Source organism: Psychroflexus tropicus DSM 15496, from assembly GCF_000378765.1.
GTDB lineage: Bacteria > Bacteroidota > Bacteroidia > Flavobacteriales > Flavobacteriaceae > Psychroflexus > Psychroflexus tropicus.
On record NZ_KB905343.1, the window covers coordinates 230,787 to 247,076 of the forward strand.

Below are 16,290 nucleotides of genomic sequence, written 5' to 3' on the forward strand. Positions count from 1 at the left end.
TCAATAATAAAGAAACTATAATGATAAGAATAATCATATTAAATTTTGGTTTTTAGAATGAAAGTTATTCTTTTACAAGAAGATGTAAATAGTGTTGATTGGTTGCGCGAATTTAGAAAATAATTTCAGAATAGGGTTTTTCGTGGTCAATAAGATTTAAGTCTTTTAATCTTTTTTGAGTTAGATTAACGTCAGTTTCACCTATTTGTTCTTGGCTCCAAGTGGTTATTTCTAACCAATCCTGAATATCTTTAATGTCTAATTCATATCGTTTAGAAATTAGCTCTTTGATATTAGGAATGCTTTTCAAAGACTTACTTTTTAAATTTAAGGGATTCAGTAGATTCAGGACCAGTTTGGAATTTGTGCTAAGAAATTCTTTAGTGGTGACAATTACAAAGCATGGCCATGGGGTAGGTTCATCACCAAGACGTCTAAAAATCCCTTGGTCTACAAGTGGTTTTGTTGTGAAATGTTCCCAAAGAAAGTAACTTGAAGTTCCATCAGCTAAAGACTCCTTAGCCCCTTTTAAGTTTTGAGTCGTCTGAAATTTAAGTTTTTTCGTATCCCAGTCTTGATTATTTGCGTGAACATATGTCATTAAATGCGATCCAGAACCAAACCTACTTATAGCAGCAGTTTTATTTTTAAGATCTTCAACTTCTTGAAAAGTTGAATCGGCATGTACGTGTATTCCCCAAAGTAAAGGAGATTTAACATAGGTCTGTAAAATTTTGAATGGACTTCCGTCACAAATTTCTTTTATACAACCTTCAGTAAGCATTACTGCAATATCAATTTCATCTGCTTTTAAAGCCTCACTCATTTCGCCTGTACCTCCATGAAAGTCTTTCCAAACCACTTCAATACCATTAGACTTGAAGTCATTGTCTTCGATGCATAAATGCCACGGTAAATTAAAATGTTCTGGAACGCCTCCTATCCTAACTTTGGTCATAATTAAATTTTGGAATTCTAAAATTTAGAGAGTTTATCCAGACTAAGCTTGATTAACTCTTCTACAAGACCTTTTGGGTCTTTACTAAACTCTCCTGTTGAGCGGTTAGCAATAATAGCATTTAAGGATAAGGCTCTATGCCCTAAAAGTTTTGCAAGACAAAAGATAGCACTAGTTTCCATTTCGAGATTGGTGATAGTTTTATCTTGAAATTCAAAATCTACCAATTGGTCTATAAAATCAGGATCCTGAGTGCTCAATCTTAGGGTTCTTCCTTGGGGGCCATAAAAGCCTAGATTAGTGCCCGTAAATCCACTGATGATATTTTTTTCACCCTTAAATAAACTCATCAATTCTTCATCGGCATCAACTATGTAAGGTTTAGGTTTTTTTGGTGAAATTTTTAAGTGATCGCACAATGCTTTAGTGGCTGCCTCATTTTCTATATTATTTTGATAGTAATGAAGAAGACCATCAAAGCCTACTCCTGCTTCGCTCATCACAAATTTATCAAGCTCAACATGAGGTTGTATACCTCCAGAAGTTCCTATTCTAACAATGTTAAGTCGCTGAGTCTTGGCTTTAACTTCTCGAGTTTCAAAATCGATATTAATCAATGCATCTAATTCATTCAATACTATATCAATGTTATCAATACCAATACCCGTCGATATAACAGACATCTTTTTGCCTTTATAAAAACCGGTTTGCGTTTTAAATTCTCTTTTTTGAGTTTCAAAAATGATCTCATCAAAATAAGAGGTTACTTTCGTTACACGATCCTGGTCTCCAACTGTTATGATGGTATCTGCCAGATGTTCTGGTTTGAGGTTGAGATGATAAATACTACCATCTGGATTCAATATTAATTCCGAAGATGCTATAGGCATGCTTTATATGTTTTAAGCTAAATAATTTAAGAGATAAATTTTTAAGTTGACTTATCTATCAATAACTAGTAGGTGTAATTCAAGATTGGTGATATAAATTAACCACCAACCCTCTTGACGGTAAAACCAAGTTCCTTCAGTAATTTCATGATTTGATCCCGGTAATCTCCCTGTATAATGATTTCTTCATTTTTATGACTACCCCCAACACCAATTTCTTTTTTTAAGTATTTGGTCAAATGTTGGAAATCTTTTTTGGCACCATTATACCCCTTTATCAATGTATTGGGCTTGCCTTTTCGCTTAGAAAATTCACAGATTAAGGGATCTTTTTGAAGCCAAATATCGAGGCGATCACTTTTTGAAGGTTGTTTTTCATCTTCCTGAGGTTGATGATCGGGAAATAAATCCTTTAACTGATCTTTTAGATCCATAGTTTATTCTTTAATCAAACCAATTTCAACTAAACGCTGGTGAAGAAATTCTCCCGCAGTGATGTCTTCATATTGTTTTGGGTGATCTTCATCAATACATTCCTCTAAGCAATCTAAAGGCATTTCACTTCTCGGGTGCAGAAAGAAGGGGATGGAGTATCTTGGCTTATCCCAGTCCTCTTTTGGTGGATTGGTGACTCTGTGAATTGTTGACCTCAATTTATTATTGGTATGTCTTTCTAGCATATCCCCAACATTGATGACTAGTTCATCCTCTTTAGGTATAGCATCTATCCATTCACCATCTTTACGCTGGACCTGTAATCCACCAGTTGAAGCTCCCATTAGTAAAGTGATTAAATTGATATCTCCATGAGCACCAGCTCTTACAGCTCCTTTTGGCTCGGTTTCAATTGGAGGATAATGAATAGGTCTCAAGATTGAGTTTCCATTACTTGCCCAATGATCGAAATAATGTTCCTCTAAACCGATGTATAAGGCTAAAGCTCTAAGTACATAAATACCAGTTTTCTCTAGCATTTTATAAGCTTTCATACCTGCTTCATTAAAGGCGGGCAATTCTTCAACTTTAATATTTTCTGGATAAGTCTCTTTTAAATTGGCGTCTTCGTCTGGTTCCTGCCCAAAGTGCCAAAATTCCTTAAGATCACCTTCTTTTTTACCTTTAGCATGTTCTTTTCCAAATGATATATAGCCACGCTGTCCTCCAAGATCCTCACGTTCGTATTTCTTTTTGGTTTCTTCTGGTAAATCAAAAAAGGCTTTCACCTGAGTGTATAATTCCTCTACTAATTTTTCATCTAAAAAATGATGGTTCAAGGCCACAAAACCTATTTCTTCATAAGCTGAACCAATTTCGTTTACGAATCTTTGTTTTTTCTTGGGGTCTTCAGAAAGAAAGTCTGCAAGATTTACACTTGGTATATTTGTCATAGATACATGTATCAATTAATCTACAAATTTAATGAATTTTCACCAATTTTCTGTTTCTAGCTCCAACTCTATCTGTCGTGAATAAACTTCTCACAGATTTTAGTCAGTATTCAGAATCCTGCCATTTATTAGATAATTTTCACAGTCTTGATTTTTTATATGTTTTCAATATGATACATTTGATAGACCAATAAACCAATACTATGAATTTTGAAAATTCCTCGATCACCAAAGAGCAGCACCTAGACCTTTTTAAAAGCCTTATTAAACCGAGGCTCATAGAAGAAAAAATGCTAGTTCTTTTAAGACAAGGAAAAATTTCCAAATGGTTCTCTGGAATCGGTCAAGAGGCTATTGCAGTAGGAGTTACCAAAGCGATGAAAAGTGATGAGTATATTTTGCCAATGCATAGAAATCTGGGAGTTTTTACAAGCAGAGGTATACCTTTACACCGCCTGTTTTCACAATGGCAGGGAAAAATGAATGGATTCACAAAAGGTCGAGATCGAAGTTTTCATTTTGGAACCCAAGAATTCAAGATCATAGGAATGATTTCTCATTTGGGGCCTCAGCTAGGAGTGGCCGATGGTATTGCTTTGGGTCATAAGTTAAAGAATGAAAAGGCTGTAACCGCAGTGTTTACTGGTGAAGGGGGGACCAGTGAAGGAGATTTTCATGAAGCATTAAATGTTGCTTCCGTTTGGAGTCTGCCCGTTATTTTTTGTGTTGAAAATAATGGTTATGGATTATCTACTCCTACCTACGAACAATTTAATTGTGAGCATATTGCAGATAAAGCCCAGGGTTATGGTATGGAATCTCATATCATAGATGGTAATAATATTATAGAAGTTTATACCAAGGTTAGTGAAATAGCCGAAAGCCTGAGAGCGAATCCTAAACCTGTGCTTTTAGAGTTCAAAACCTTCAGAAGGAGAGGACATGAGGAAGCAAGTGGGACTAAATATGTCCCAGATGAGTTGATGCAGTACTGGGAAAAACGAGATCCGGTAGATAATTACGAGCTCTTTCTATTGGAAGCTGAAATTCTGTCTAAAGAGCAGAGCTCTAGTATAAAAGATGAAATTAGAAAAGAGATAGACCAACAGCTTAAACTTGCTAATGAAGAGGGAGAGGTAGATTCAAATGAATTAATAGAAGTCGAGGACGTTTATAAAGCTCATACTCATCACACTCAACTTCCTACAGGTCCAACATCAGAAATGCGATTTATAGATGCTATATCTAAAGGACTACATCAGTCCATGGAGAAATACCAGGATTTAGTCATTATGGGGCAAGACGTTGCTGAATATGGGGGCGTCTTTAAAATCACTGATGGTTTTTTAAAGGAGTTTGGAAAAGAAAGAGTTAGGAATACGCCAATATGCGAGTCTGCCATTATCTCAGCTGCAATGGGCCTATCTATAAAAGGTATCAAATCTGTAGTTGAGATGCAATTTGGAGATTTTGTGAGCTCAGGATTTAATCCGATAGTCAATTATCTCGCAAAAGTACATTACCGCTGGGGTCAACATGCTGATGTAGTGATCCGCATGCCTTGTGGAGCAGGAGTTGGAGCAGGTCCGTTTCACAGCCAAACCAACGAAGCTTGGTTTACGAAAACACCTGGCCTGAAGGTGGTTTACCCTTCTAGTCCTCAGGATGCGAAGGGACTTTTAGCAGCAGCGATAGAAGATCCTAACCCCGTATTGTTTTTTGAACACAAAGCCTTGTATAGAAGTATAAGAGAAGAAGTCTCTGAAGCTTATTATACTATTGAGCTTGGTAAGGCAAAAACAGTTAGAGAAGGCTCAAACATTAGTGTCATTTCTTATGGTGCAGCAGTTCATTGGGCGGAAGAGGTTATAGACAAATATCCAAATATGTCTATAGATCTTATAGATCTGAGGACACTTACTCCTTTAGATGAAGAAGCTATTTTTTCTTCTGTAAAAAAGACAGGTAAAGTTATAATTTTGCAGGAAGATTCTCTTTTCGGTAGTCTATCTTCAGAGGTGTCTGCTTTAATATCTGAACATTGCTTTGAATATCTTGACGCACCAATAAGGCGGGTAGCAAGCCTATCTACTCCAATACCTTTCGCAAAAAAGCTCGAAGAAAGTTACCTAGCTAAGTCAAAATTTGAGGAGGCGCTAAAATCATTAAATAAATATTAAAGTAATCTCAAATGCTCAGTTTCTCCGTACATTGGTATTCAACCAAAAACCAAACCTTATGATACGATGGGTAATTACCTTTTTAGTAATCGCTTTAGTCGCAGCTGTTTTAGGATTCGGAGGAATTGCTGAAGGAGCAGCGGATATAGCAAAGATTATTTTCTACATTTTTATTGTTTTATTTGTCATTTCCTTACTTGGAAGGCTCTTTAGACGATAAATTGAAATTTAGTCCACTCCATAAAGATTAAAGTCTTTATGGAGTTTTTATTCAACTCAAATTTTATTATGAAATATATTTATTTATTTTTAAGCAGTTTGATACTCACATCCTGTGGCTCAGCTTATATAGCCAATCAAGTTGAAAAGGAATTTAAAGGTGAATGGGTTTTAGAATCTGTTGCTTATCCAAATTCCTCTGGGTTTTTCGATGTTGAACTTTATGATCTTGCAGATGTTAATTGCTTTGAAAATTCAACGTGGGAATTTATACCTAACAACAGCACTGGCAAATTTATCTTAGATGGAAATGCATGTGCGAAAACAGAAAATCGGTTTACTTGGTATATTGACCCTTTAACTGCAAAAGATGCTTATCCTGAAGTGTTGATGAAAATTACCAATGGGAAGAAAGCCAAAAACGTGAGTACTGGTACCCGGATTAAAATTACAAACCTAATTGGAAATAAAATGACCTGGGAACAGAACACTATGTTTAAAGGTGAGCAGATTACAATAGAAATGAATTTTACAAAATTATAGATTATGAAATGTTATCAAACTAGAATACTCGGTGCTTTCTTTGCACTCGTTCTTTTAATGAGCTCATGTGATGCCGTCAAAAATGCAAATAACACACAAAAAGGTGGAGCTGTAGGTGCTGCTGGAGGTGCAGTCATTGGTGGAGTTATAGGAAATAATACAGGCGATGGTGACAACTCAGTTTTAGGTGCTATTATAGGTGGTGTTGTAGGTGGCGCTGCTGGTGCTTATATAGGAAACAGAATGGATAAGCAAGCCAAAGAAATAGAAGAAGAGATACCAGGAGCAGAAGTTACAAGAGTGGGCGAAGGTATTAATGTCACTTTTGATGAAAACTCGGGAGTTTATTTTGCTACCAACAAATCCAACATCAACGGTAAATCTGAAATTTCTCTTTTAAAACTCATCAATATTTTTCAAAAGTATCCAAAAACCAATATCATAGTTGAAGGGCATACAGATTCTACAGGTAGCGATGCTTACAATATGAATTTGTCCAAAGATCGGGCTCAATCGGTTACAGATTATCTCACTGCAAATGGCATAGATAATTCAAGAATTGAGACCAATTGGTATGGTGAAGAACAGCCAAAATATGATAATTCCACTCCTGAAGGACGCTCAAAAAACAGACGAGTAGAACTTGCTATTGTAGCCAATCAAGAATTGAAAGAAGAGGCCAAGCAAAAAGCTCAATAATATTTAAAATACTCAATATGAAAATCTCAATATCATATTGAGATTTTTTTTATGCCTAAATTTCAACAATGAAAATTTATGATGTCATAATTGTAGGTGGAGGACTGGCGGGATTAACTTCTGCCATAGATTTATCTATTTCTGGACTAGCTGTGCTGGTGATAGAAAAAGATACTTACCCCAAACATAAAGTCTGTGGAGAATACGTTTCCAATGAAGTGACTCCATACCTTGAGCGTTTGGGGATAGACATTAGTGACACGAAAGCCGATCCAATTCAAAAATTGACTTTGAGTAATTTAACGGGTAATTGTGTAGAAACTGATCTTCCCCTAGGTGGATTTGGTATTTCCAGATATGCTTTGGATCACCTTCTATATCGGGCAGCCCTATCCAAGGGAGCAGAATTTAAGTTTGAAACTGTTTCAGACATCGTTTATAATGATGATCAATTTAAAGTAAAGGCTAAGGATAAGGAATACAAGTCAAAACTAGTCATCGGTAGCTATGGAAAACGATCTTTATTGGACAAAAAATTAAAAAGAGATTTTATTCAACAAAAAACACCATGGATTGGAATCAAAGCTCATTATAGAAATGAAGATTTTCCTCAAGGAGAAGTTCATCTTCATAACTTCAACGGTGGCTACTGTGGACTTTCAAAGACAGAAACGGGTGCAATTAACCTTTGCTATTTAGCCCATTACCAGAACTTTAAGCAGGCCAAATCTATAGATGAATTCAATCACTATCATTTAGCTCAAAACCCCTATTTAAAATCATTTCTTGAGACTTCAACCCTAGAATTCGATCAGCATCTAGCCATTTCGCAGGTGTCTTTTCAGAAAAAGAATGCTGTGGAAAATCATATATTAATGGCGGGAGATTCTGCTGGGCTTATCCACCCCTTATGTGGAAATGGAATGGCCATGGCTATTCATTCAGCTAAACTGATTTCAGATGAAATTAAAAGATATCAGGTACACAAGCGAAGAGATACATTAGAAGAAAATTATATACAGATTTGGAAGAAGACTTTTCAGAAAAGGCTTATTTTCGGTTCCATGTTTCAGAAGATACTTTTAAGACAGGGGCTTACAAATTTCAGTATGTCTCTGGTTTCAAATTCTAAAGTCTTACTTCAAAAGATGATACAACAAACCCATGGAAAGCCTATTTTATGAGTTCAATTTCGACTTTAAACAGAAGTAAGGAAGATGAAATCATGGATAAGTTCGATTTTCAGGGAGAAGATCTAAAAGAAGTCCTCAAAACCATTGATCAAATCAACACCAGATTAGGTGGGCATCGGGCAACAATTGAGGGTATTAAAAAGCTTATGAGCCAGCAGAGCAAAAAAAACTATGTCATTGCTGATCTTGGCTGCGGAAGTGGTGACGCCCTTAGACATATTGCAAAATGGGCAAAGCCAAAAGATTTTAATATTCAATTAATAGGTATTGATGCTAACCCTCATACCATTCAGATCGCAAAAGAATGGTCAAAAGATTACAAGAATATCTCTTACCGAGTGATAGATGTCTTTAGTGAAGACTTTACAGATTTTGAAGCAGACATTATTACCTGCTGCCTTACCTTACATCATTTTAAAGATGAATATATCAAAAAATTATTGCCAATACTTTGTAAACAGGCTAGTCTTGGTTTAGTAATTAACGATTTACAGCGAAGTAAATGGGCCTACAGATTATTCTCTCTTTATTGTAAAGTCTTTGTAAATTCAGATATTGCAATAAAAGATGGATTAACTTCCATTTTGAGGGGCTTCAAATCGAAAGACTTAGAGAATTTCGGAAAAGAATTAAATTTAAAGCACCACATTTCATGGTATTGGGCCTTCCGTTACCAGTGGATTATATATAGCTCATGAGTGTAAAAATAACTACAGTTGCTTCGCAAAACCCAAAATACTTCAAGGAAACCAAGGATATTCTACCCTTTGTTGAGACTTGGCTAGCTGATGAAGACGAAAGATTTAGAAGAAAAGTAATCAAGATCTATGAAGGAGCCAAAGTCGATAAACGCTATTCAATCATGGACCCTGAAGAGGTATTTGTAGCGACTTCTTTTGAAGATAAAAACAGAATTTACACCCGTGAAGCCAAAACTTTAGGTAAAAGGGTTTTAGAAAAAGCCTTAAGTCAGGCGAACTGGTTACCTCAAAGTTTAGACTTCATCATTACAGTAAGTTGCACAGGGATCATGATTCCTTCGCTAGATGCCTTTTTGATAAATGACCTAGATCTAAGGCAGAATATTGTTAGACTTCCAGTAACAGAAATGGGATGTGCAGCTGGCATTTCTGGTATGATTTATGCTAAACAGTTTTTACAGGCTAACCCTGGCAAGCGTGCTGCAGTAGTTTCTTTTGAGGCTCCAACAGCTACTTTCCAGCTTAATGATAAGAGTATGGCTAATATGGTAAGTTCTGCCATTTTTGGAGATGGATCAGCCTGCGTGCTTATGACTTCTGAAGAAGAGGCTCAGGGTCCAAAAATTCTTGGCGAATCTATGTATCATTTTTATAACGACACCCATATGATGGGATTCGATTTAACTAACTCTGGACTAAAAATGGTTTTGGATATTGACGTTCCAGAAAAAATCAGCGAACATTTTCCTGAGATAATTCATCCATTTTTAAAAGATAATAACACCAGGATAGAAGACATCGATCACCTCATCTTTCATCCAGGTGGAAAGAAAATAATCAATACGGTGGAGTCGCTTTTTGGAGCCATGGGCAAAAATATAGATGATACCAAAGAAGTATTGCGCCTGTTTGGTAATATGAGTAGTGCTACCGTTCTTTATGTATTAGAACGAATGATGCAAAAGCCAATGAAAAAAGGGGATAAAGGATTAATGTTGAGCTTTGGACCTGGTTTTTCTGCTCAACGCATACTTTTAGAATGGTAATTTCTTCGGAATTTGTTACAGCTAAGTTTAATGATTTAAAATAATAAGCCTATGAGCCATCATAACCCTAACGATTTTGCTCTTATCCTTGGTGGAAGTCAAGGCTTAGGCTATGCTTCAGCGCTTAAGTTAGCTCAAAAAGGCTGGAATTTACTCATTGTTCATAGAGACAGAAGAACTGATTTACCTGAGATAGAACGTAAATTTGAAGTGATAAAATCTTGTGGTGTTGAAGTAAAATCATTCAATCTAGATGCTACAAATTCAGAAAAAAGAACTGAATGGATTAATCTATTGCCAGAAGTCCTTGGTAAGACAGGAAAAATTAAATTACTGCTGCACAGCATTGCCAAAGGCAACCTAAAGGCGATGACCGGTGACGCTCCACTTCATACTACAGATTTACAGATTACTGCAAACGCCATGGCTTACAGCTTTTATGAGTGGTCTAAGTCCATATTGGACGCTTGTTTTTTTGCACCTCAAGCCAAACTGCTAGCCTTTACAAGCGAAGGCAATGAGCGAGTATGGAAGCATTATGCAGCGGTTTCAGTTGCTAAAACGAGTTTAGAAACTTTGATGAAATATATGGCTGTAGAATTTGCAGAGTTCAAAATCACAGCCAATTGCATACAACCTGGAGTTGTAGAAACTCAATCTTTTCAAATGATTCCAGGTCATGAAGAACTAAAAGCTTCCAGTATTAAGCGGAATCCATTTCAACGTCTCACTAAGCCAGAAGATGTGGCCAATGTGGTTTACTTAATGAGTAGGGACGAAGCCAGCTGGATCAATGGAACCGTTGTAAAAGTAGATGGCGGTGAAAGTTTATAAATATAAAAACAAATAAGGATGAAGTCCTCCCAGATTATATCAAAACTACCTTACCAAGAGCCGTTTCTGTTTGTAAAGTCAATTGATGAGATTACTGAGCAACACATTAAAGGAAGCTACACCTTTAAATCTTCATCCTGGTTTTATAAGGGTCATTTTAAAAATAATCCTATTACACCAGGAGTTATTTTAACAGAATGTGCCGCACAGATTGGCTTGGCAAGTTTCGGGGTATACCTGCTATCTCAAGAAAAAGATTTAGAACTTAATAACATAAAGTTAGCCATGACCTCCACTGATATAGAATTTTTAAAGCCTGTTTTGCCTGGAGAAAACGTAAGTGTTGTAGCAAATAAGTTATATTTTAGATTCAATAAATTGAAATGTGCTGTAAAAATGTTTAATCAATCTCAAGACCTTGTAATTCAGGGCGAGATTGCCGGAGTTATTTTGCCCTAAGTATGAATAAAAAAAGAGTAGTTATTACTGGTATGGGAGTTGTTGCTCCAAATGCCATTGGGATTTCAAAATTTGAAAAGGCGCTTCAGGCAGGCAAAAGTGGTATTCAATTTCATAATGATTTAAAAGAATTAAACTTTAGCTGTCAGATCGGTGGAATTCCTGAGGTTTCTCAAGAGCTTTTAGACCTGAATTTTACAGCCCTTGAGCAGAAGGGACTTTTAGCCACAGGTTTAATTTACGGGGGGATCGCTGGACAGGAAGCCTGGGAAGATGCCAAGTTAGCAAAGAATGATAAGTTAGATATCGACACGGGCGTTGTATTCGGTACAGGAATTTTAGGGGTAGATAAACTTAGAGAGGCTTTCCATAAAATAGATGATAAAAACGTGCGTCGTCTTGGCAGTACTAGTGTTCTTCAAACTATGGCAAGCGGTATCAGTGCCTTTTTAGGCGGTAAGCTGGGTTGTGGGAACCAGGTGACTTCCAACTCTTCGGCCTGCTCAACCGGTACTGAAGCTTTATTGATTGGATTTGAGAGAATTCAACATGGTAAAGCTAAGCGGATGCTTGTTGGAAGTTGTAGCGATTCCGGTCCATACGTCTGGGGTGGTTTTGATGCTTTGAGGATTTTACCTTATCAATATAATGATAATCCTGAAATGGCATCGAAACCGATGTCGGCAGATGCAGCTGGCTTTGTACCCTCGAGCGGTGCAGGAGCACTCATTCTAGAAAGCTTGGAGTCTGCTCAGGAGCGTGGGGTGAAAATCTATGCGGAAGTCCTGGGCGGTCACATCAACTCTGGTGGCCAGCGGCAAGGAGGAAGTATGACTGCCCCCAATTCTACCGCAGTAGTAGATTGTATTTCCAAAGCAATTCTAGATGCACAAATCCATCCTAATCAAATTGATCTTATTAATGGACATCTAACCGCTACAGCCATGGATGCTACAGAGATTGAAAACTGGACAATTGCTTTAGGACGTTCTGGGAAAGACTTCCCCTATATTAATTCTTTAAAAAGTCATATTGGCCATGCCCTTGCCGCTGCAGGTAGTATAGAATTAGTGAGCTCGGTCCTGGAACTAAATTCTGGATTTATTTATCCGAATATCAATTGTGAACACATTCATCCTCATATTTTGAATAAAATTGACGCTACAAAGATTCCAAGGCGATCTATGGATAAAAACATAAACATTTTAGCAAAGGCAAGTTTTGGATTTGGAGACGTCAATGCTTGTGTGATTTTAAATTCTTATCATAAATGAACTCAAAACAATTAAAGAAAAGGTATTGGATTTTTGGAGGAGCTGGGACCGGATTGTTAGGATTTGGCTTATCGGCTCTGGTTGAAAGTGGATTTTTAAAACACAGTAATACTCCAACCTGGCAATGGGTAATCGCCGGAACTTTATCTCTTGTTCTTATAATGACTGGCATCAACTTTTTATTTGAGAGTTTTAAGTGTAAGCGCTTGTTGGATCAACAACCTTAAGTTGATTTAAATTAAGAAATTATCATTCTAGAGCTTGATCAGAAATGGTTATTAATGAAAACTTATTAGTAAATTGCTAATAAAAAAATCATGACCTCCGAAGCGATACAAGCACGACTCAAAACCATCGTTCAACCCTACGTGAACCATCACGAAAATTTCGAGAATTTATCATTAGAATCTGATTTTATAGCAGATCTCGAAATTAATTCAGCTAACCTAGTGGATGTGGTTTTAGATGTTGAAGACGAATTTGATATTAGAATTGAGAACGAAGACATGGAGAAAATGACGAATGTGAAAGCCACAGTAGAAGTTATTCAAAAGAAATTATCTTAGAGTGATTGGAAATGATATTGTAGATTTAGCGAAAGCTCGAGAAGAGTCAAATGTTTTTAGACCACGTTATCTAGAAAAAATCTGCAAGGATACTGAAATTAGTATAGTCAAATCCAGTTTATACCCTGTTGAAACATTTTGGAGAATTTGGACAATGAAGGAGAGCGCTTACAAAGCGTGGCAGCGAAATCTAAAAACGATCCCAGCTTTCAATCCATTGGCTTTCAAATGCGAGTTGAAAAACAGCAAAGAAGGGGTTGTCTACCATAAGTCATCTCTCCTTTCAACCAAGACCACTCAAACCGCTGATTTCATTTATTCAGAAGTTATTTCAACAAAAGGGAACAGGTGCTTTTTTGGAAGTAATGAGGAATTCTTAGATCTGATCAAACTTCAGTACACGTTAAATTCTGTTCCAGAATTAAACAAAACCAACCTAGGTCTTCCTTTTTTAATTATCAACAATAAACTGTTAGAAGTGTCCAAAACGCATCATGGAAAATACCAGGTTTTTCAGTATTGACATTTACTTTTTGTTATAAACAAACTAAGATTGGTATAATCTATGTTATAGTTTAATATATTTGTAATGATGAGGTACTCTAAATACATATTTATCAGTTTGTTAATAAGTTCTGTTGGGCTTTTCGCTCAGAGCAGGGATTTTCCTACTCGTGGTTCAGAAATTAATAACAATCCAAGATTTAAGTCTTCTAATTCAAATTCTGGATTAAGTCCACTTGGTATCCCTAACAGAAGCAAGGTTAAAGATAGATTTTCTAAAAATGAAGAAGGTGTAGATTTTAAACCTAAAAAACAGTTTACCAATCCGAGTAATTTGTGGACAGACAAGCTTAATAAAAAGCCTGAAGACGAAAACAAAGGTATGAAAGAAGAATGGGCCGAGGATATGAGTCTTGGAGAATTTTTAACCACGTCAGACAAGATGACCTTTATTTGTAGAGACCACATGATGTTTGACGGAGACCGGGTGCAAATAAGAGTAAATGACCAGATCATCATTGAGAATCTTCTTTTAGAAAACGTTTATAAAGAAATTACTGTTCCTTTATCAGTAGGTTTCAACAAAATAGAGTTTATAGCCCTTAATCAAGGTGAAGCAGGTCCAAATACTGCTGAGCTTAAAATAATTGATAATGGAGAAGTGGTTTCCAGAAATGTATGGAATCTTTTAACCGGTGTAAAAGCAAGCTCTATCATTGTTAAAAATGAGTGATTAGCTTTCAAGTACTGCTAAGGCTAGCCTTATTTTCTCATAGCTCAATTTCCCATTGAGACCCTCGTAAACAGGCTTCAGGGCACCTTTATAATCTACATCTTTTAAAATATTTTCAACGGAAGTAATTTCAGTCTTTGAGATCAAATCGTCAATGTTGATAGATTCTCCCTTTTTAATTAGCGTACTTAAATGCGAAACAATGGTAATAGATTTTAGATTTCGTTCCTTAGCGATTGTTTCAATGCTTTTGCCATTCTTATAAAGATGAAGTGTTTCTTCGTACGTTGAGGTTTTCTTCTTGCGTTTCTTTGTATTGAATTTTTTTATGACGGTTATGAAATCATAAGCGTACTTTTCTGCTTTAAGAGCATTAACTCCGCTTATGGATTTAAAGTCCTGCTCGGTTAGAGGTCGCTCTTTTTCAATTTCCTTCAAAGTTGCATCGTTAAATACCAAATAAGGAGGTATATTTTCTTCAATAGAGAGTTCCATCCTTAGCTGTTTTAAGTGTTTGAAAAGAGACGAAGATTTTGAAATAGCTTTGGTAGAGGTTTGTGAAATGGTGTCTGCTTTAGGTTTAGTGAGCCAGACTTGTTCATCTTCAAATAACACTTTTTTAGCCATAGCTGTGAATTCTAAAGCGTTTTTTCTATGAAAAGCGATTTCAATATAACCAAGGTTAATCAATTGAAGGATATAATGCTGCCAATCTTTCCAGCTAATGCCATTACCAATTCCATAGGTTTTCAAATTCTGGTAGCCTTTATCATAAACCCCTGTGTTCTTAGCTCCTCTTAAGACATCGATCACTATTCCAATAGGTTCACTTTGTTTTACCCTTCCAATAGCAGATAAAGCTTTTTGTGCGATGATTTTCGCATCGATGAATCTCGGAGGATTTTTACATACATCACAATGCCCACAGTTTTCTGTAAGATGTTCCCCAAAATAACCTAATAAAATTCTTCTTCTGCAGGAAGTCGCTTCAGCAAATTGCTTCATCCGCTCCAGTTTGGCTTCCTGAACTTCTTTATTGTTTACATCTTCCAGAAATCGTTTGTACTGGATTACATCTGCATAAGAGTGAAACATAAGTGCATGCGCTGCTACTCCATCCCGTCCTGCTCGACCAATTTCTTGATAGTAGCCTTCCAGGTTTTTGGGCATGTTATAATGAATGACCCATCTAACGTTGGATTTATCTATTCCCATTCCAAATGCGACTGTGGCACAAATAATCTGGGTCTTATCATAAACAAAGTCTTCCTGAATTTCGCTCCTATCATCTGTAGTAAGTCCAGCATGATAGGCTTTGGCTTTAAAACCCTTCTTGGTAAGATCTTTTGCCAGCTTTTCAGTAGATTTTCTACTTAAGCAGTATATAATTCCTGCTTCATCCTGTCGTCTCAAAAGAAAATTTTCAATTTGTTTTAGCCGTTGATCTGCATTTCTTACTTCTAAGAAGATGTTCTTCCGGTCGAAAGAGGACAAAAACACCTTTGCCTTTGGGATGGCGAGTTGTTTCAAAATATCTTTCCTGGTGCTTTTGTCGGCAGTTGCTGTTAAAGCAATGACGGGTGTTTGAGGTAATGACCTTTTCAAGAAGCTCAATTGCTGGTAAGAGGGTCTAAAGTCATGCCCCCAGGAAGAAATACAATGTGCCTCATCCACAGCAATGCAACTAAAATAGGATTGATTTAAAACCTCTTGTAAACCAGATAAGCTTTCGGGGGCTGCATAGAGAAGCTTCACAGTTTTATTGGCAACTTTAGCTTTGATTTCCTGTTGGAGTTCTGGGGATTGAGTAGAATTGAAAAACTCCGCTTCTATACCATTGCTTCTTAAAGCATCTACCTGATCTTTCATCAAGGCAATAAGTGGTGAAATGACCAATGTCACTCCTTTAAATTCCAAAGCAGGAAGTTGGTAGCATAGCGACTTTCCTCCTCCTGTAGGCATAACTACCAAAGCATCATTTTTATTCAGTACATGTTGGATAATTTCAGACTGGTTTTTTCTGAAATTATCATACCCAAAATACGTTTTTAAAAGTGAAAGACTGTTCTGAATACCCTCTGCGGCCATTTTTTTGATTTCCAA

At 36.6% G+C, this 16,290-nt stretch carries 19 protein-coding genes; 14 read left to right on the forward strand and 5 right to left on the reverse strand.

Going from position 1 to position 16,290, the window contains the following annotated elements; genetic code table 11:
• Positions 1–112: 112 nt before the first annotated feature.
• The 4 genes from F598_RS0105830 to F598_RS0105845 form a co-directional block, all read right to left on the reverse strand.
• Entirely contained in the window at positions 113–958 is an 846-nt protein-coding gene (locus F598_RS0105830; protein WP_019038089.1) for a substrate-binding domain-containing protein, read from the reverse strand.
• A gap of 17 nt (positions 959–975) precedes the next feature.
• Positions 976–1,848 carry a nucleoside phosphorylase gene (locus tag F598_RS0105835; protein ID WP_019038090.1) on the reverse strand — a complete coding sequence of 291 codons (873 nt, stop codon included), beginning with the start codon at positions 1,846–1,848 and terminating at the stop codon, positions 976–978.
• 98 nt (positions 1,849–1,946) lie between these two features.
• A complete protein-coding gene (locus F598_RS0105840) occupies positions 1,947–2,282 on the reverse strand; it encodes a translation initiation factor (RefSeq protein ID WP_019038091.1) in 336 nt (111 codons plus the stop codon).
• A gap of 3 nt (positions 2,283–2,285) precedes the next feature.
• Positions 2,286–3,236: an isopenicillin N synthase family dioxygenase gene (locus F598_RS0105845; protein ID WP_019038092.1), complete on the reverse strand. Its 951-nt coding sequence runs from the start codon at positions 3,234–3,236 to the stop codon at positions 2,286–2,288.
• Between the two features lie 203 nt (positions 3,237–3,439).
• Between F598_RS0105845 and F598_RS0105850 the strand changes: the two genes are divergently transcribed.
• The 14 genes from F598_RS0105850 to F598_RS0105910 all read left to right on the forward strand — a co-directional run bounded on the left by F598_RS0105850 (position 3,440) and on the right by F598_RS0105910 (position 14,187).
• Positions 3,440–5,416, forward strand: coding sequence for an alpha-ketoacid dehydrogenase subunit alpha/beta (locus F598_RS0105850; RefSeq protein WP_019038093.1), 1,977 nt, complete (start codon positions 3,440–3,442; stop codon positions 5,414–5,416).
• 58 nt (positions 5,417–5,474) lie between these two features.
• Complete coding sequence (locus F598_RS15075) at positions 5,475–5,636, forward strand: DUF1328 domain-containing protein (protein ID WP_019038094.1); 162 nt, start codon at positions 5,475–5,477, stop codon at positions 5,634–5,636.
• A gap of 68 nt (positions 5,637–5,704) precedes the next feature.
• On the forward strand, positions 5,705–6,178 hold the full coding sequence (locus F598_RS0105855; protein WP_019038095.1) for a lipocalin family protein: 474 nt from the start codon (positions 5,705–5,707) through the stop codon (positions 6,176–6,178).
• Positions 6,179–6,181: 3 nt separating this feature from the next.
• On the forward strand, positions 6,182–6,877 hold the full coding sequence (locus F598_RS0105860; protein WP_026302544.1) for a YiaD family glycine zipper/OmpA-like lipoprotein: 696 nt from the start codon (positions 6,182–6,184) through the stop codon (positions 6,875–6,877).
• A 68-nt stretch (positions 6,878–6,945) separates the two neighbouring features.
• Positions 6,946–8,061, forward strand: coding sequence for an NAD(P)/FAD-dependent oxidoreductase (locus F598_RS0105865; RefSeq protein WP_019038097.1), 1,116 nt, complete (start codon positions 6,946–6,948; stop codon positions 8,059–8,061).
• Positions 8,058–8,768 (forward strand): methyltransferase domain-containing protein, encoded by a 711-nt coding sequence (locus F598_RS0105870; protein ID WP_019038098.1) that lies wholly within the window; start codon positions 8,058–8,060, stop codon positions 8,766–8,768. Before F598_RS0105865 ends, F598_RS0105870 begins: the two co-directional genes overlap by 4 nt.
• Positions 8,765–9,817 carry a type III polyketide synthase gene (locus F598_RS0105875; RefSeq protein ID WP_019038099.1) on the forward strand — a complete coding sequence of 351 codons (1,053 nt, stop codon included), beginning with the start codon at positions 8,765–8,767 and terminating at the stop codon, positions 9,815–9,817. Before F598_RS0105870 ends, F598_RS0105875 begins: the two co-directional genes overlap by 4 nt.
• 51 nt (positions 9,818–9,868) lie before the next feature.
• Positions 9,869–10,651, forward strand: coding sequence for an SDR family oxidoreductase (locus F598_RS0105880; protein ID WP_019038100.1), 783 nt, complete (start codon positions 9,869–9,871; stop codon positions 10,649–10,651).
• Positions 10,652–10,669: 18 nt separating this feature from the next.
• A complete protein-coding gene (locus F598_RS0105885) occupies positions 10,670–11,110 on the forward strand; it encodes a 3-hydroxyacyl-ACP dehydratase FabZ family protein (RefSeq protein ID WP_019038101.1) in 441 nt (146 codons plus the stop codon).
• 2 nt (positions 11,111–11,112) lie between these two features.
• Positions 11,113–12,384, forward strand: a complete 1,272-nt coding sequence (locus tag F598_RS0105890; RefSeq protein ID WP_019038102.1) for a beta-ketoacyl-[acyl-carrier-protein] synthase family protein — start codon at positions 11,113–11,115, stop codon at positions 12,382–12,384.
• The gene (locus F598_RS0105895) at positions 12,381–12,611 is read left to right on the forward strand and encodes a hypothetical protein (protein WP_019038103.1); all 231 of its coding nucleotides are present in this window, start codon (positions 12,381–12,383) and stop codon (positions 12,609–12,611) included. Before F598_RS0105890 ends, F598_RS0105895 begins: the two co-directional genes overlap by 4 nt.
• A 90-nt stretch (positions 12,612–12,701) precedes the next feature.
• The gene (locus F598_RS0105900) at positions 12,702–12,950 is read left to right on the forward strand and encodes an acyl carrier protein (RefSeq protein ID WP_019038104.1); all 249 of its coding nucleotides are present in this window, start codon (positions 12,702–12,704) and stop codon (positions 12,948–12,950) included.
• Between the two features lies 1 nt (position 12,951).
• Positions 12,952–13,473, forward strand: coding sequence for a 4'-phosphopantetheinyl transferase family protein (locus F598_RS0105905; RefSeq protein WP_019038105.1), 522 nt, complete (start codon positions 12,952–12,954; stop codon positions 13,471–13,473).
• Positions 13,474–13,539: 66 nt separating this feature from the next.
• Complete coding sequence (locus tag F598_RS0105910; protein ID WP_157594965.1) at positions 13,540–14,187, forward strand: hypothetical protein; 648 nt, start codon at positions 13,540–13,542, stop codon at positions 14,185–14,187.
• Here the strand turns inward: F598_RS0105910 and recQ are convergent, their stop codons facing one another.
• Complete coding sequence (recQ, locus tag F598_RS0105915; RefSeq protein WP_019038107.1) at positions 14,188–16,275, reverse strand: DNA helicase RecQ; 2,088 nt, start codon at positions 16,273–16,275, stop codon at positions 14,188–14,190.
• Positions 16,276–16,290: the final 15 nt, after the last annotated feature.

What these genes read in the sequence shown, in the direction of transcription:
- F598_RS0105830 (WP_019038089.1), bottom strand. Translation starts at nt 958, where the DNA reads ATGACCAAAGTTAGGATAGGAGGCGTTCCAGAACATTTTAATTTACCG.
- F598_RS0105835 (WP_019038090.1), bottom strand. Translation starts at nt 1,848, where the DNA reads ATGCCTATAGCATCTTCGGAATTAATATTGAATCCAGATGGTAGTATT.
- F598_RS0105840 (WP_019038091.1), bottom strand. Translation starts at nt 2,282, where the DNA reads ATGGATCTAAAAGATCAGTTAAAGGATTTATTTCCCGATCATCAACCT.
- F598_RS0105845 (WP_019038092.1), bottom strand. Translation starts at nt 3,236, where the DNA reads ATGACAAATATACCAAGTGTAAATCTTGCAGACTTTCTTTCTGAAGAC.
- F598_RS0105850 (WP_019038093.1), top strand. Translation starts at nt 3,440, where the DNA reads ATGAATTTTGAAAATTCCTCGATCACCAAAGAGCAGCACCTAGACCTT.
- F598_RS15075 (WP_019038094.1), top strand. Translation starts at nt 5,475, where the DNA reads ATGATACGATGGGTAATTACCTTTTTAGTAATCGCTTTAGTCGCAGCT.
- F598_RS0105855 (WP_019038095.1), top strand. Translation starts at nt 5,705, where the DNA reads ATGAAATATATTTATTTATTTTTAAGCAGTTTGATACTCACATCCTGT.
- F598_RS0105860 (WP_026302544.1), top strand. Translation starts at nt 6,182, where the DNA reads ATGAAATGTTATCAAACTAGAATACTCGGTGCTTTCTTTGCACTCGTT.
- F598_RS0105865 (WP_019038097.1), top strand. Translation starts at nt 6,946, where the DNA reads ATGAAAATTTATGATGTCATAATTGTAGGTGGAGGACTGGCGGGATTA.
- F598_RS0105870 (WP_019038098.1), top strand. Translation starts at nt 8,058, where the DNA reads ATGAGTTCAATTTCGACTTTAAACAGAAGTAAGGAAGATGAAATCATG.
- F598_RS0105875 (WP_019038099.1), top strand. Translation starts at nt 8,765, where the DNA reads ATGAGTGTAAAAATAACTACAGTTGCTTCGCAAAACCCAAAATACTTC.
- F598_RS0105880 (WP_019038100.1), top strand. Translation starts at nt 9,869, where the DNA reads ATGAGCCATCATAACCCTAACGATTTTGCTCTTATCCTTGGTGGAAGT.
- F598_RS0105885 (WP_019038101.1), top strand. Translation starts at nt 10,670, where the DNA reads ATGAAGTCCTCCCAGATTATATCAAAACTACCTTACCAAGAGCCGTTT.
- F598_RS0105890 (WP_019038102.1), top strand. Translation starts at nt 11,113, where the DNA reads ATGAATAAAAAAAGAGTAGTTATTACTGGTATGGGAGTTGTTGCTCCA.
- F598_RS0105895 (WP_019038103.1), top strand. Translation starts at nt 12,381, where the DNA reads ATGAACTCAAAACAATTAAAGAAAAGGTATTGGATTTTTGGAGGAGCT.
- F598_RS0105900 (WP_019038104.1), top strand. Translation starts at nt 12,702, where the DNA reads ATGACCTCCGAAGCGATACAAGCACGACTCAAAACCATCGTTCAACCC.
- F598_RS0105910 (WP_157594965.1), top strand. Translation starts at nt 13,540, where the DNA reads ATGATGAGGTACTCTAAATACATATTTATCAGTTTGTTAATAAGTTCT.
- recQ (WP_019038107.1), bottom strand. Translation starts at nt 16,275, where the DNA reads ATGGCCGCAGAGGGTATTCAGAACAGTCTTTCACTTTTAAAAACGTAT.